The following is a 12,605-nucleotide window of genomic DNA, read 5'->3' as shown; positions in this document are numbered from 1 at the left end:
AATCTGTTTTTTCCTGAATGTTTTCCGATTCTTCCGGATAGTATGGTGATATGCAGACATGTGCGGTTTTCTAAAAAATTTTATATTTCATTTCATAAAATCCCGCCAATAAGCTGAAGCTAATACAAATGTTGATTTGATTATGCGTCTAACAGCAAAAAAAAGAAGGTGGATGTGATGGCATTGAATAAACCCAAAATCGTGGTTTTAGGTGCAGGTTATGGTGGATTAATGACAGTAACAAGGCTTCCGAAGCATATCGGGGCAAATGACGCCGACATTACTTTGGTCAATAAACACAATTATCATTATGAAACGACATGGATGCATGAAGCGAGCGCAGGAACGCTGCATCATGACCGCTGCAGATATCAAATAAAAGATGTAATCAATGAATCACGGGTTAAATTTGTGCAGGATACCGTAAAAGCGATAGATGTGCAAAATAAAAAGGTGACGCTTTCACAAGGGGACATCCCTTATGATTATCTCGTCATCGGGCTTGGCGCCGTCCCTGAAACATTCGGGATTAAAGGTTTAAAAGAATTCGCTTTTCCGATCGCGAATATTAATACGTCGCGCCAGCTGAAAGACCATATTGAGCTCCAATTTGCGACATACAATACGGAGGCCGAAAAACGCCCTGACCGCTTAACCATCGTTGTCGGCGGAGCGGGCTTTACAGGAATTGAATTTCTCGGTGAACTTGCGAACCGCAAGCCGGAGTTATGCAGATATTATGATATAGATGAAAGTCTCGTCCGGATCGTCTGTGTCGAGGCCGCCCCGACGGTTTTGCCGGGATTTGATCCGGAGCTTGTCGATTACGCCGTTCAATACCTTGAGAGCAAAGGCGTTGAATTTAAAATCGGCACCGCGGTTCAAGAATGCCGCGCAGACGGTGTCACAGTCGGCAAGAAAGATGAAGAGCCGGAAGAAATCAAATCGCAGACCGTTGTCTGGGCCGCGGGTGTGCGCGGACATCCGATCGTGGAGGAAGCGGGTTTTGAAAATATGCGCGGCCGTGTCAAAGTCAACCCTGATCTTCGGGCGCCGGGACATGATGACGTTTTTATTCTCGGCGACAGCTCGCTCTTTATCAATGAAGAGACGGAACGGCCGTACCCGCCGACTGCTCAGATCGCGATGCAGCAAGGAGAAACGGTCGCCAAAAATCTGGGCGGTTTGATTAAAGGAGGCCAGCTTGAAGAGTTCAAGCCTGACATTAAAGGAACGGTCGCCTCCCTCGGTGAGCATAACGCCGTCGGAGTCGTATACGGCAGGAAGCTCAAAGGAACGCCGGCGTCCTTTATGAAAAAGGTCATTGATAACCGCTCGCTCTTTATGATCGGCGGGCTGGGCCTGACGCTGAAAAAAGGGAAGTTTAAATTCTTCTGAAAACCCGCAGCCGCGGGTTTTCTCTTCTTTTAAAAAAGAGCGCTATAAAAAGCATGTAAAAGAAAAAAATGAATGTTTCCGCTTACATGAGTTGTTATGTTACATATTCTGACTTGTTGCTTGACAAGTAAATATGATATATTATCAGAAAATTAAGAAAAAAGGGTGATCCGCATGAAAACGACAGCAAAAAGCACGGCGGCGTGTCCGTTCTGCTCAGGTAAAGGGTATTTTCAATTGCTTCTTGGCGGCTCCGAAACATGTCCCTCCTGCCAGGGAAGCGGCAAAGAGAGACGCTGATTTTTCCAGACGTTGACTTTTTTACCGCCCCCGAGGTACACTGAAAGTGCTGTAGGGGGTGGATGTTTGTGATTAGTTTGCCGGTTGTCCTGATCTCAATCGTACTATTTTTTGTACTGTTTTTCGGCATAGGATTTCTATTGAACATGCTGCTTAGAATGTCGTGGATTATGGCTGTTGTCTATCCGATTGTATGCCTTTTCATTATCAGCAATAAAAAGATGATCAGTTACGTGCAGGCGCCGGGGGAATCCTTTCAAAGCCTGTTTCAGCGCATCATGTCATTAGCGGTTGCGGATGTCGTGATTTTGGCGGGCGGACTGGCGGGAGCCATCATGTCAGGCATTGCCATAAAGGCGCTCAGAAAAAGAGGATATCAAATGTTTTAAGCCGCTTTCTTATTCAAGAAAGCTTTTTTTGTGTCGCGGCGCTTTTGTATAGCACCTCACCGAGTTGGGAACAATGACTCGGAGGAGAGTGATTTCAGATTGACGATAATCAGACGCATATTCATGATCGTGCTCTTTTTGGGCGCATGCCATGCGACATACTTTTCCATAACCGGTGTTGAAGCAAAGGATCTGACAAATTGGATGACGGAACATCGCGGCGCCGTTTTGAAAAACATGGGCACTCCGTTTCAATCCTTACAGAATCAGCCGGAAAAGAAGGCATCAGGCAGGGTAAAGCCGCTGGAAGAAGCTTTTGACTGGGAACGCTATCCGTCACAAAAGGTGACGGCCACCGGTTATACCGCCGGAGCGGAATCTACCGGAAAATCTCCGGGTCATCCGCAGTACGGAATTACATATTCAGGTGTGAAGGTCAAACGCGATTTATATTCAACTGTTGCGGCCGATCCGTCTGTTTTCCCGATCGGGACGATTCTATTTATACCGAATTACGGTTACGGGGTTGTCGCCGATACCGGCTCAAAAATTAAAGGCAGCCGCCTTGACCTCTACTTTGACACCGTCAAGGACGTCTATAACAATTGGGGCAAAAAAACACTTGAGGTCTACATTATTAAAAAAGGGAACGGCACAGTGACCGAGGACGAACTTGTAAAGCTGAACGAAACAAAGTCGCTGCAAGTGTTCAGAAATCAATACAAAACGGTAAAAGAATAAAAACGCTTCAGCATCCGCTGAAGCGTTTTTACATAAAGAAATAATCTAAAATCAATGTCAGCACAATACCGGTGACGCCGCCGAAGAACACTTCAATCGGCTGATGGCCGAGCAGTTCTTTCAGTTTCTTCTGTTTTTCTTTCTCTTCCGCTTTCTGAAAGTCCTTCGCTTCGCTGACAAACCGATTAAAGTCGATGACCAGTTTATTAATGACTGTCGCCTGTTCACCCGCATGCCGCCTGACACCTGTAGCATCGAACATCGTAATGACGGCGAAAATCGCGGCGACTGCAAACAGGGGCGAGTCCAGTCCCTGTTCCAAAGCGATTCCGGTTGACAGCGCGGTGACGGCGGCGGAATGGGAGCTCGGCATGCCGCCGGTGCTCGTCACAAGAGACCAGTCAAGTTTTTTGGATACGATAAATTGAATAGGCACTTTTACAACTTGGGCAAAAATAATGGCGGCAAAACTCGCCAGTAAAGGAAAATTCATAAGTACATCCATATGCGACATCCTTTCTGTATCTGCTGATTCCGATCGTATCGAAAAACTGCAGAAAACGCCCTTAGTTTGGTAAAATAAAATCAATGAAAAATGTTTTTTCATTATACCACTTTACATAACAAATACCCACATAAGGAGTGTGTACTCATGTTTTATGCATCTGATCAACTGCGGCATCCCGAAACACTGGTCATCGGTCTTTTTCAAAAAAGCACGCTGAACGGATTTACGAAGGAATTGGATGATAAATTAGACGGTCATCTGACCCAGCTGTTAAAGGATGGTGATGTGTCCGCCAAACGCAATCGTGTATCAAAAGTATACCCTCCGGCTGCGACCGGTATGAAACGTATTTATTTTATCGGCCTGGGAAGAGAAGCGGATTATTCGTTTGAAGATACGAAAGAATGCTTTGCACGAGTATTTCAGCAGATTCATCAAGATAAAAAACAGGAAGTATCCGTGTTGCTCGATACATTCGTCTCCGGGGAAGTGCCTGCCGCCGATGCCGCTCATGCGCTTTCGGAAAGCTGTCTGCTTGCGGTTTATGAGGTGCAGGATTATAAACATAAATCGAATGAGCCGGATCAGGAACTGAAATCAGTCTGCGCCGTGACCGAAGAAGACCTGAGGGAAGTGCAGGCCGGCCTGAACGTCGGCGCGGCATACGGCCAAGGGACGAATTCAGCCCGCACGCTTGTGAATATGCCGGGTAATATGCTGACGGCCACTGATTTGGCGTCATATGCCGCTGAGCTTGCGGCAAAATACGATTTCGAGTGTGAAATTTTAGAAAAAGATGAAATGGAAGAGCTCGGCATGGGCGGGCTGCTTGCCGTTAACAAAGGCTCATCCGAACCGCCGAAAATGATCGTTCTGAAGTATCAGGGCAAAGATCAGTGGGAAGACGTCATCGGCCTGGTCGGTAAAGGAATTACCTTTGATACGGGCGGATATTCAATTAAGCCGAAAACCGGCATCGTCGGCATGAAAAGCGATATGGGAGGGGCCGCCTCGGTATTGGGCGCAATGGAAATTATCGGCGAACTCCGGCCTGAACAAAACGTGCTCGCCGTCATACCGTCTACGGACAACATGATTTCGTCCGATGCTATGAAGCCGGATGACGTCATCGTTTCGCTCAGCGGAAAAACCATTGAGATCCTGAACACCGATGCGGAAGGGCGTCTCGTGCTTGCCGACGGCATCACATACGCCAAGCAGCACGGAGCCTCTGTCCTTGTAGACGTCGCAACGTTAACGGGCGGTGTCATTGTCGCCTTAGGTAACGAAATGACGGGCGCCATGACCAATCACGCCGCGTTTTATGAACAGGTGGCGGAATCGGCGAAAGAATCCGGCGAGCCGATCTGGCAGCTTCCGATTACAGAAAAGGATAAAAAACGGGTGAGAAACAGTCAGATGGCTGATTTGAACAATTCTCCGGGAAGAGAAGGCCACGCGATTATGGCGGGGGCATTCCTTGGTGAATTCGCGGAAAACACGCCGTGGGTTCATCTCGATATTGCGGGAACCGCGACGGCGAATAAAGCGACATGCTTCGGCCCTGCCGGCGCAACAGGCGTCATGGCAAGGACGTTGGCTGTTTTGACTGAGCGGTTTACGCCCGAAAGATAACAGCATCCCGCTGCCTTGATGCAGCGGGTTTTTTGATTTCCAAAATCTTTAGTTGACTAAAGCGCAGAATGTATGTTAACTTTAATTATCTACTACATTAGCAAACTAAAGGATTTTTGGAGGGACTCATCAATGAATGCTGTTGTTGTCGCAGTATTGCTTATGCTCGTCTTAAGCCTGCTGCGTGTCAATATTATTATAGCTTTAATGATCGGCGCGCTTGCCGGCGGGCTGACCGGCGGCTTAGGCCTCGGAGAGACGGTGAAGGCTTTTACGGACGGTCTCGGCGGAAATGCCACCGTCGCGGTCAGCTACGCGCTGCTCGGAGCATTTGCCGCGGCGCTGACGAAGACGGGGCTTCCCGATGCAATGGTGGAAGCGTCTGTCAAACTAATCGGAAAAAAGGAAGATTCGCGGAAAAAAGCACTGTCAAAAGTGTTAATCGTACTGGTTATTTTAATCATATCCTGTTTCTCGCAAAACGTGGTGCCCGTTCACATTGCGTTTATTCCGGTATTGATTCCGCCGCTTTTAAAAATATTTAACGAACTTGAAATAGACCGCAGGCTGATCGCGTGTGTGATGACATTCGGACTGACTGCGCCGTATATCGTTCTGCCTGTCGGATTCGGACAGATTTTCCAGGGGATGCTGAGAGATAATATGGCGTCCGCCGGTTTAAAGGTGCCGCTCAGTGATATTCCGTATGCTTTAATCATCCCGACGGCCGGGATGGTAGTCGGTTTAATTTTATCCGTCATCGTCTTCCGGAAACCGAAGAAATATGAGACGAAGGAGATTGCCGGACTGTCGTCTTCTCCTTATACGAAAAAAAGCATTGCCATCGCCCTGATCTCCATTGCCGTGTCGCTTGCCGTTCAGCTCTATCTGTCACAAGTGCTCGGAGTGGAAGGTATGATCATGGGCGCGCTTGCCGGCTTGTTTACGCTGTTTATCAGCGGAGTCATGAAGCGCAATGAAGCGGATAAGCTGATCACGGACGGCATGATTCTGATGGCTTTTATCGGGTTTGTCATGCTTGTTGCGGCCGGTTTTTCAAATGTATTGAATAAAACGGGCGATGTGGCTTCCTTGGTCAAAGCATCAACAGGCTTTATCGGTCACAGTCAATCAGTAGGCGCGCTCCTGATGCTGGTGGTCGGTTTATTAATCACGATGGGAATCGGATCATCATTTGCAACCGTACCCGTCATTACGACCATATTTGTCCCGCTGTGCGCTCAGCTCGGATTCAGCCCGATGGCGACGATCGCCGTAATCGGAGCGGCCGCCGCGGTCGGTGATGCGGGTTCTCCTGCAAGTGACAGTACGCTCGGGCCGACGTCAGGCCTCAGCGCCGACGGACAGCACCACCACATTTGGGATACGTGCGTACCGACATTTATTTTCTATAACATTCCGCTTGTGATATTCGGCTGGATTGCCGCACTTGTTCTGTAAAAAAAGGCTCCCGGAAAGGGGAGCCTTTTTGTATGCTGAGAACATCTTACGCCGGATTTCTGCTGAACCCCGTCGCTTTATGAATAGACCTGTATACGGCAGGCGCGATAGATGCCAATAACAGTGCTAAAATGATATCTTTTATGAAAAACCATATCATGTAAAACCAGGCCATTCCGTAGCTGATCGGAGCATGAAGCCATAATTTCAGCGCAATATACGTATAGGTCGTGCCAATGATATAAATGACGGCGGTACCGATCAAAGAGGCCCATGCATAATGCAGGCGGCCGGGTTTTTTTGTTTTTTCCAGCAGCCATCCGGCTGCAAATGCCGCCGGGATGTAAGCGAGAATAAACCCGCCGCTCTTTCCGATAAACGGCGCAAAGCCTGCTGAGAATTGAGCGAAAACAGGCGCCCCAGCGAGTCCGGCCAATGCGTATACCGTCATGGCAATGGCTGCCCGTCTGGCGCCGAGAAGCATCGCGGCTAACAGACAAAAGAAAGGCTGCAGCGATAACGGAATTCCCGCAACTTGCAAAAAAGGAGCCATTGATGTAATGTTGGCGCCGACGGCCATCAGGGCGGCAAACATGCCGATAAGCGCCATATCGCCCGCGCGAAGGTTGCGTTGTTTCATTTGTTTTTCCCCCTTACACTTGTACCAGATTAGCGTAATCGAAGGGTGATTGATTGTCAACAAAGATTTAATAAAGGTTTACTAAATGGAGGGAGCCATATGTTTTTCGGGAAAACGAAGCAAACAAAACAGTCGGAACGGATTCCGCCAAATCAAAATGTCACAACGAAGTTTCCCGTGCTTCACGCCGGAAATGTTCCTTATTATGAAGATATGTCAAAATGGAATCTGCAAGTGTACGGGCTTGTTGACCGTCCTATGCTGTTAAGCTTTAAAGATATCAAAGCCTTTCCGGAAGCCGAAGTGAAAAATGATATTCATTGCGTCACGGGCTGGTCCCGTCTTGATAATATCTGGCAGGGAATACGCGCCAAAGACATCGCTGAGAAAGCGGGTGTGCACAAAGAAGCGGGATTCGTCATTCTGCACGCTGAAGAGGGCTGGACGGCCAACCTGCCGCTTTCTGATTTTACGCGGGAAACATCCCTGCTGGCATATGCGCATAACGGCGAGCCGTTAACGCCAGAGCACGGCTATCCGCTCAGAGGCGTTTTCCCCCATCTTTATTTCTGGAAAAGCGCAAAATGGCTGCGCGGCATTCAGTTTACAAAGGAAAACCACCCCGGCTTTTGGGAGAAAAACGGCTACCATATGAGGGGAGATCCATGGAAGAATGAGCGCTTTACATGGGATTAAGCCCCTATCCCTATATAGTTCTTAGGTACCTTATTAAAATAAGGTGCTTTTTTTATATCAAAAATCCATTGACTTTGTTTGGCAAAAAACCTATTATTTGAGGTGTCTTTTGATATTGAAAATCATTATCAATGAGGATAGATAAAGCAATTGCCACAAAGGGGATGAACACATAATGGACGGAAAACAAATAAACCGGGGGTTCGCGCCGGCCGGCCGATACGCGGTTCCGGGCACAGAAGTAAGAGAAATGCGCTCAAAAGGAGGCCGTACGTATCGTATCTTTGTCTCTTTTCCTCAGGAAGAACCGCCTGCCTCCGGCTTCCCCGTCATCTACCTGCTTGATGCAAATTCCGTGTTCGGCACAATGGCCGAAGCTTTGCGGGTGCAAAGCCGGCGGCCTGAAAAAACAGGCGTTGTTCCGGCGGTGATTGTCGGAATCGGCTACCCGACAGATCAGCCGTTTTCCGCCGAACGGCACAGTGATTTTACGATGCCGCTTTCTGAATCAGAACTGCCGGTGCATCCGCGCGGCGCGGCATGGCCCGAACAGGGAGGGGCGGAAGCGTTTCTGGAATTTATAGAAGAAGAAGTAAAGCCCGCGATGGAGCGGGATTATCCGATCGACAGAGACAGGCAGACGATTTTCGGCCATTCGCTGGGCGGTCTTTTTGTGCTGCAAGTGCTTTTGACGAGGCCGGACATGTTCCAGACCTATGTTGCGGGAAGTCCGTCAATTCATTGGAACAAGCGTTTTATTCAGGAAAACGCAGAACGTTTGTCAGACCGGCTCTCTGCGGAAAATCTTCAAGTCAGCGTATTGCTGGCTGCGGGAGAAATTGAAAAAACACATAAAAGCAGAATCCCGCAGCACGCAGAGGCGCTGTACTCTTTATTATCCGGATTTGAAGATGATGGAGTCCGTGCTGAATACAGCGAGTTTGAAGGAGAGGGCCATATTTCTGTCCTGCCCGTTTTAATCAGCAGAGCCCTGCGTTTCAGCCTGAATCCGGGAGGGCCGCATACCCCGTATTCTCCCGCATGAGAAAAAACAGGCCCTTCGAACTAAATGCGGCTGATTCTAATTTTCTAATTGACTGCGTGTTTTGATTTGGATATGATTGTCTTGAATCATAATTGATAATGATAATCATTATCAATATAGAAAGGGAATGATAATATGGACGCATTGGGAATGAAAGGGAAAACGGCCGTTGTCACCGGCGCCGCTCAAGGCATCGGAGAAGCAACAGCGCTTGCCCTTGCTGAACAAGGCGTAAATGTGGCAGCTATAGATACAAATGAAGACCTGCTTCCCGGGCTAACTGACAGACTGCGGCAAAAAGGCGTGCAGGCGCAGGGGTTTGCCGCAGATGTATCTGACAGTGCGGCTGTCAATGATATCATCGCTGCCGTTGAACGTGACATGGGGCCTATTGAAATATTGGCGAACGTTGCGGGCGTGCTGCGGCCGGGTCCGGTGCAATCCCTCAGTGATGAAGATTGGGATCAAACATTTTCTGTTAATACGACCGGCGTATTTCATGTATCGCGGGCTGTCAGCCGGTACATGATTGAGCGGAAAAAAGGCGCCATCGTAACGGTCGGTTCGAATGCAGCCGGCGTTCCGCGTGCTTCCATGGCGGCTTATGCGGCGTCAAAAGCGGCTGCCGCCATGTTTACGAAATGCCTCGGACTGGAGCTTGCGGCCTATCATATCCGCTGCAACATCGTATCTCCCGGTTCAACGGAAACCGACATGCAGCGGGCGCTGTGGCGGGATGAAAACGGAGCACAGGACGTTATCAGAGGTTCGCTTGATACATATAAAACGGGAATTCCGCTTCAAAAGCTGGCAAAGCCTTCTGATATTGCAAATGCCGTTTTGTTTCTGGCCTCTGAACAGGCAAGCCATATCACGATGCATGATTTATGCGTTGATGGCGGCGCTACTTTAGGCGTTTGATGTAACGAAAAGGAGGGACAAACATGACAAATCAACCTGTATTGACGGAAGTGGCTGCAAAAAAGGTGCTGGATACTTACAAGCCCGGGGCGTTCTTTTTAGCTTCCCCGAAAAGGACGATGCTCGCGGAAGGTTTGTTTGCAAAAGTGCCGGATGCAGACGCGGAGAATCAGCTGGATTCACTGCCTGAACGTGTGAGACAGACGCTTCTTGAGGCAAAGCAAGCCGGCATCAAACATCCGATTGCGGCCGGCGCCATTCCTTTTGACGGAAGAAAAGCTTCCCGGCTTTTTGTACCGAAGATTGTCCATACGGCAGGCCCGCTTTCGTTTGCGGAATCTTCCGCAGAAAAGCCGCAATCCAATACATATGACATCCGTCCCGTTCCGGAGCCTGAGGGCTTTATGAGCGGTGTGGAACAAGGCGTATTCAACATTACGGACGGTCCGCTCAGCAAAATCGTGCTGTCAAGGACGCTTCATCTGACCGCTGAAAAGGATATCGACATTCCTCAGGCCGTCAAGCATTTGGCGCAGCACAACCCGCGCGGCTATACATTCGCTGCGGATGTGACGGGAACGTCAGAAACAAGAAAAACGCTTTTCGGCGCAAGTCCTGAACTGCTGCTGTCCAAAAACGGAACATCGATTCTGTCCAATCCGCTGGCAGGTTCCAGACCGCGCAGCACAGATCCCGCCGAGGATCAGAGAAGAGCGGAAGAACTGCTGCAATCAGCAAAAGATCTGCATGAACATGCCGTAGTCGTGGCCGCCGTGGCCGCCGCCCTAAAACCGTTCTGCCGTGTGCTTGATGTGCCGGAAAAACCGTCACTCATTAAAACTGAGGCGATGTGGCACCTGTCCACCGAGGTAAAGGGAGAGCTTAGTGATCCGTCAACGACATCGCTTGAGCTGGCCATCGCTCTTCATCCGACGCCCGCTGTATGCGGAACGCCGACGGATGCGGCGAGAGAAGCGATTCAGGATATAGAGCCGTTTGACCGCAATTTCTACACGGGAATGGCGGGCTGGTGTGATGCTGAAGGTGACGGAGAATGGATTATCGCACTTCGCTGCGCCGAAGCGGAAACAAGGTCTCTCCGGCTCTTTGCGGGTGCCGGGATTGTCGCCGGATCAAAGCCGCAGGATGAACTGGACGAGACATCGGCGAAATTCCGCACCATGCTCCGGGCGATGGGGCTTTACCAAGATGAGTTGTAAAAAAGGAGGGAACGAATCGTGCTGACTGGATTTACGCCATGGCCGGAAGAATGGGCTGAAAAATACCGAAAAGACGGCTGCTGGAAGGGTGAGACGTTCGGAGGAATGCTGAAAGAGCGCGCGGCTTTATACGGAAATCAAACTGCCGTGACGTGTAAAGATGTACATTGGACCTACAAAGAATTAGATGAAAGGGCCGATCGTTTAGCGGCGGGGCTGCATAAGCTCGGAATTCAAAAGGAAGACCGCGTTGTCGTTCAGCTGCCGAATATCGCTGAGTTTTTTGAAGTGATTTTCGCGCTGTTCCGACTCGGAGCACTGCCCGTTTTCGCGCTGCCTTCTCATAGAAGCAGTGAGATTACGTATTTCTGCGAGTTTGCAGAGGCGAAAGCATACATCATTCCTGATATGCATTCAGGTTTTGATTACAGGGCGCTTGCCAGACAGGTGAAAGACAAACTTCCGGATTTGGCGCATGTCATTGTGGCCGGCGAAGCTGAAGAGTTTCAGGAACTGAGCAGCCTGCATAGAGAGCCTGTTCAGCTGGAAGAGGTAAGCCCGGCGGAAGTCGCTTTTTTACAGCTTTCAGGAGGCAGTACGGGGCTGTCCAAGCTGATTCCGCGAACACACGACGATTACATATACAGCTTGCGCCTCAGCGCGGAAATATGCGGCTTGGATCATCACAGCGTTTATTTGGCCGCTCTGCCGACAGCGCATAATTATCCGCTCAGCTCGCCGGGTGTGCTGGGAACTTTATATGCCGGAGGCCGTGTTGTTCTGTCACCGACGCCGAGTCCGGATGACTGCTTCCCGTTAATTGAAAAAGAACGTGTCACGATTACAGCGCTCGTCCCGCCGCTTGCGATGGTGTGGATGGACGCATCCGGTTCGCGAAGTGATGATTTATCAAGCCTTCAAGTGCTGCAGGTGGGAGGGGCCAAATTCAGTGCTGAGGCGGCCCGCCGCGTAAAGAGCGCTTTCGGATGCACCCTTCAGCAGGTTTTCGGAATGGCGGAAGGATTGGTGAATTATACGAGACTGGATGATCCTGAAGAGATCATTGTCAATACGCAAGGCAGACCGATGTCACCTTTTGATGAGGTAAGGGTTTTAGACGATGACGGGCGGGATGTCGCCCCCGGAGAAGCGGGACATTTGTTTACACGCGGCCCTTACACGATTCGCGGGTATTATAAAGCGCCTGAACATAATGAAAGATCATTCACAGCCGACGGATTTTATCAGACCGGCGATATCGTCAAACTGACGGCGGACGGCTATATCATCGTTGAAGGACGTGCGAAAGATCAAATCAATCGGGGCGGCGAAAAGATTGCCGCTGAAGAGGTGGAAAATCACCTTCTGGCCCATCCTGCCGTTCATGATGCGGCCATGGTTTCAATGCCGGATGATTTTCTCGGAGAGCGGTCCTGTGTGTTCGTCATTCCGAAAGGAGAAGCGCCGAAACCGGGAGAGCTGAAAGTGTTTTTACGGGAGCGCGGGCTGGCGGCATATAAAATTCCCGACCGGGTTGAATTTATCGCTTCTTTCCCGAAAACCGGCGTCGGCAAGGTCAGCAAAAAGGACCTTCGCGAAACGATCGCCCAAAAATTGAAGCCTGCTGAAATCAAACAATCTTAAAAAAGGA

Annotated in this window: 13 protein-coding genes; 11 read left to right on the top strand and 2 right to left on the bottom strand. The window is 49.6% G+C overall.

The window, feature by feature from the left end; translation table 11 throughout:
- The first annotated feature begins 177 nt into the window (after positions 1 to 177).
- The 4 genes from AC2CGA_RS07220 to AC2CGA_RS07205 all read left to right on the top strand — a co-directional run bounded on the left by AC2CGA_RS07220 (position 178) and on the right by AC2CGA_RS07205 (position 2,828).
- On the top strand, positions 178 to 1,398 hold the full coding sequence (locus tag AC2CGA_RS07220; RefSeq protein ID WP_012118337.1) for an NAD(P)/FAD-dependent oxidoreductase: 1,221 nt from the start codon (positions 178 to 180) through the stop codon (positions 1,396 to 1,398).
- 174 nt (positions 1,399 to 1,572) lie between these two features.
- The gene (locus AC2CGA_RS07215; protein WP_007408708.1) at positions 1,573 to 1,698 is read left to right on the top strand and encodes a YuiA family protein; all 126 of its coding nucleotides are present in this window, start codon (positions 1,573 to 1,575) and stop codon (positions 1,696 to 1,698) included.
- A gap of 68 nt (positions 1,699 to 1,766) precedes the next feature.
- A complete protein-coding gene (locus AC2CGA_RS07210; RefSeq protein ID WP_003151989.1) occupies positions 1,767 to 2,087 on the top strand; it encodes a YuiB family protein in 321 nt (106 codons plus the stop codon).
- A gap of 99 nt (positions 2,088 to 2,186) precedes the next feature.
- The gene (locus tag AC2CGA_RS07205; RefSeq protein ID WP_015387773.1) at positions 2,187 to 2,828 is read left to right on the top strand and encodes a 3D domain-containing protein; all 642 of its coding nucleotides are present in this window, start codon (positions 2,187 to 2,189) and stop codon (positions 2,826 to 2,828) included.
- Between the two features lie 28 nt (positions 2,829 to 2,856).
- Here AC2CGA_RS07205 and AC2CGA_RS07200 read toward each other — a convergent pair whose 3' ends face one another.
- Positions 2,857 to 3,333 carry a divergent PAP2 family protein gene (locus AC2CGA_RS07200; RefSeq protein WP_003151991.1) on the bottom strand — a complete coding sequence of 159 codons (477 nt, stop codon included), beginning with the start codon at positions 3,331 to 3,333 and terminating at the stop codon, positions 2,857 to 2,859.
- Positions 3,334 to 3,480: 147 nt separating this feature from the next.
- Here AC2CGA_RS07200 and AC2CGA_RS07195 point away from each other — a divergent pair, with 147 nt between their 5' ends.
- Together AC2CGA_RS07195 and AC2CGA_RS07190 are read left to right on the top strand one after the other, a co-directional pair.
- Positions 3,481 to 4,971 carry a leucyl aminopeptidase gene (locus AC2CGA_RS07195; RefSeq protein WP_003151992.1) on the top strand — a complete coding sequence of 497 codons (1,491 nt, stop codon included), beginning with the start codon at positions 3,481 to 3,483 and terminating at the stop codon, positions 4,969 to 4,971.
- A 132-nt stretch (positions 4,972 to 5,103) separates the two neighbouring features.
- Positions 5,104 to 6,432, top strand: coding sequence for a Na+/H+ antiporter NhaC family protein (locus tag AC2CGA_RS07190; RefSeq protein ID WP_115996649.1), 1,329 nt, complete (start codon positions 5,104 to 5,106; stop codon positions 6,430 to 6,432).
- A gap of 46 nt (positions 6,433 to 6,478) precedes the next feature.
- Here the strand turns inward: AC2CGA_RS07190 and AC2CGA_RS07185 are convergent, their stop codons facing one another.
- Entirely contained in the window at positions 6,479 to 7,072 is a 594-nt protein-coding gene (locus AC2CGA_RS07185) for a biotin transporter BioY (RefSeq protein WP_003151994.1), read from the bottom strand.
- 99 nt (positions 7,073 to 7,171) lie between these two features.
- Between AC2CGA_RS07185 and AC2CGA_RS07180 the strand changes: the two genes are divergently transcribed.
- The 5 genes from AC2CGA_RS07180 (at position 7,172) to AC2CGA_RS07160 (ending at position 12,598) form a co-directional block, all read left to right on the top strand.
- Positions 7,172 to 7,768 (top strand): sulfite oxidase-like oxidoreductase, encoded by a 597-nt coding sequence (locus AC2CGA_RS07180; RefSeq protein ID WP_003151997.1) that lies wholly within the window; start codon positions 7,172 to 7,174, stop codon positions 7,766 to 7,768.
- A 175-nt stretch (positions 7,769 to 7,943) separates the two neighbouring features.
- Complete coding sequence (locus AC2CGA_RS07175; protein WP_484480154.1) at positions 7,944 to 8,813, top strand: alpha/beta hydrolase; 870 nt, start codon at positions 7,944 to 7,946, stop codon at positions 8,811 to 8,813.
- Positions 8,814 to 8,948: 135 nt separating this feature from the next.
- Positions 8,949 to 9,734, top strand: coding sequence for a 2,3-dihydro-2,3-dihydroxybenzoate dehydrogenase (locus tag AC2CGA_RS07170; protein ID WP_072588412.1), 786 nt, complete (start codon positions 8,949 to 8,951; stop codon positions 9,732 to 9,734).
- A gap of 23 nt (positions 9,735 to 9,757) precedes the next feature.
- Positions 9,758 to 10,954, top strand: coding sequence for an isochorismate synthase DhbC (dhbC, locus tag AC2CGA_RS07165; protein WP_003152002.1), 1,197 nt, complete (start codon positions 9,758 to 9,760; stop codon positions 10,952 to 10,954).
- 18 nt (positions 10,955 to 10,972) lie between these two features.
- Positions 10,973 to 12,598, top strand: coding sequence for a (2,3-dihydroxybenzoyl)adenylate synthase (locus tag AC2CGA_RS07160; protein ID WP_044052940.1), 1,626 nt, complete (start codon positions 10,973 to 10,975; stop codon positions 12,596 to 12,598).
- Positions 12,599 to 12,605: the final 7 nt, after the last annotated feature.

The sequence above is a fragment of the Bacillus sp. SYZHCR11 genome (assembly GCF_057196865.1).
The sequence above is the reverse complement of the archived record's forward strand: the minus strand, read 5'-3'. Positions and strand labels throughout refer to the sequence as shown.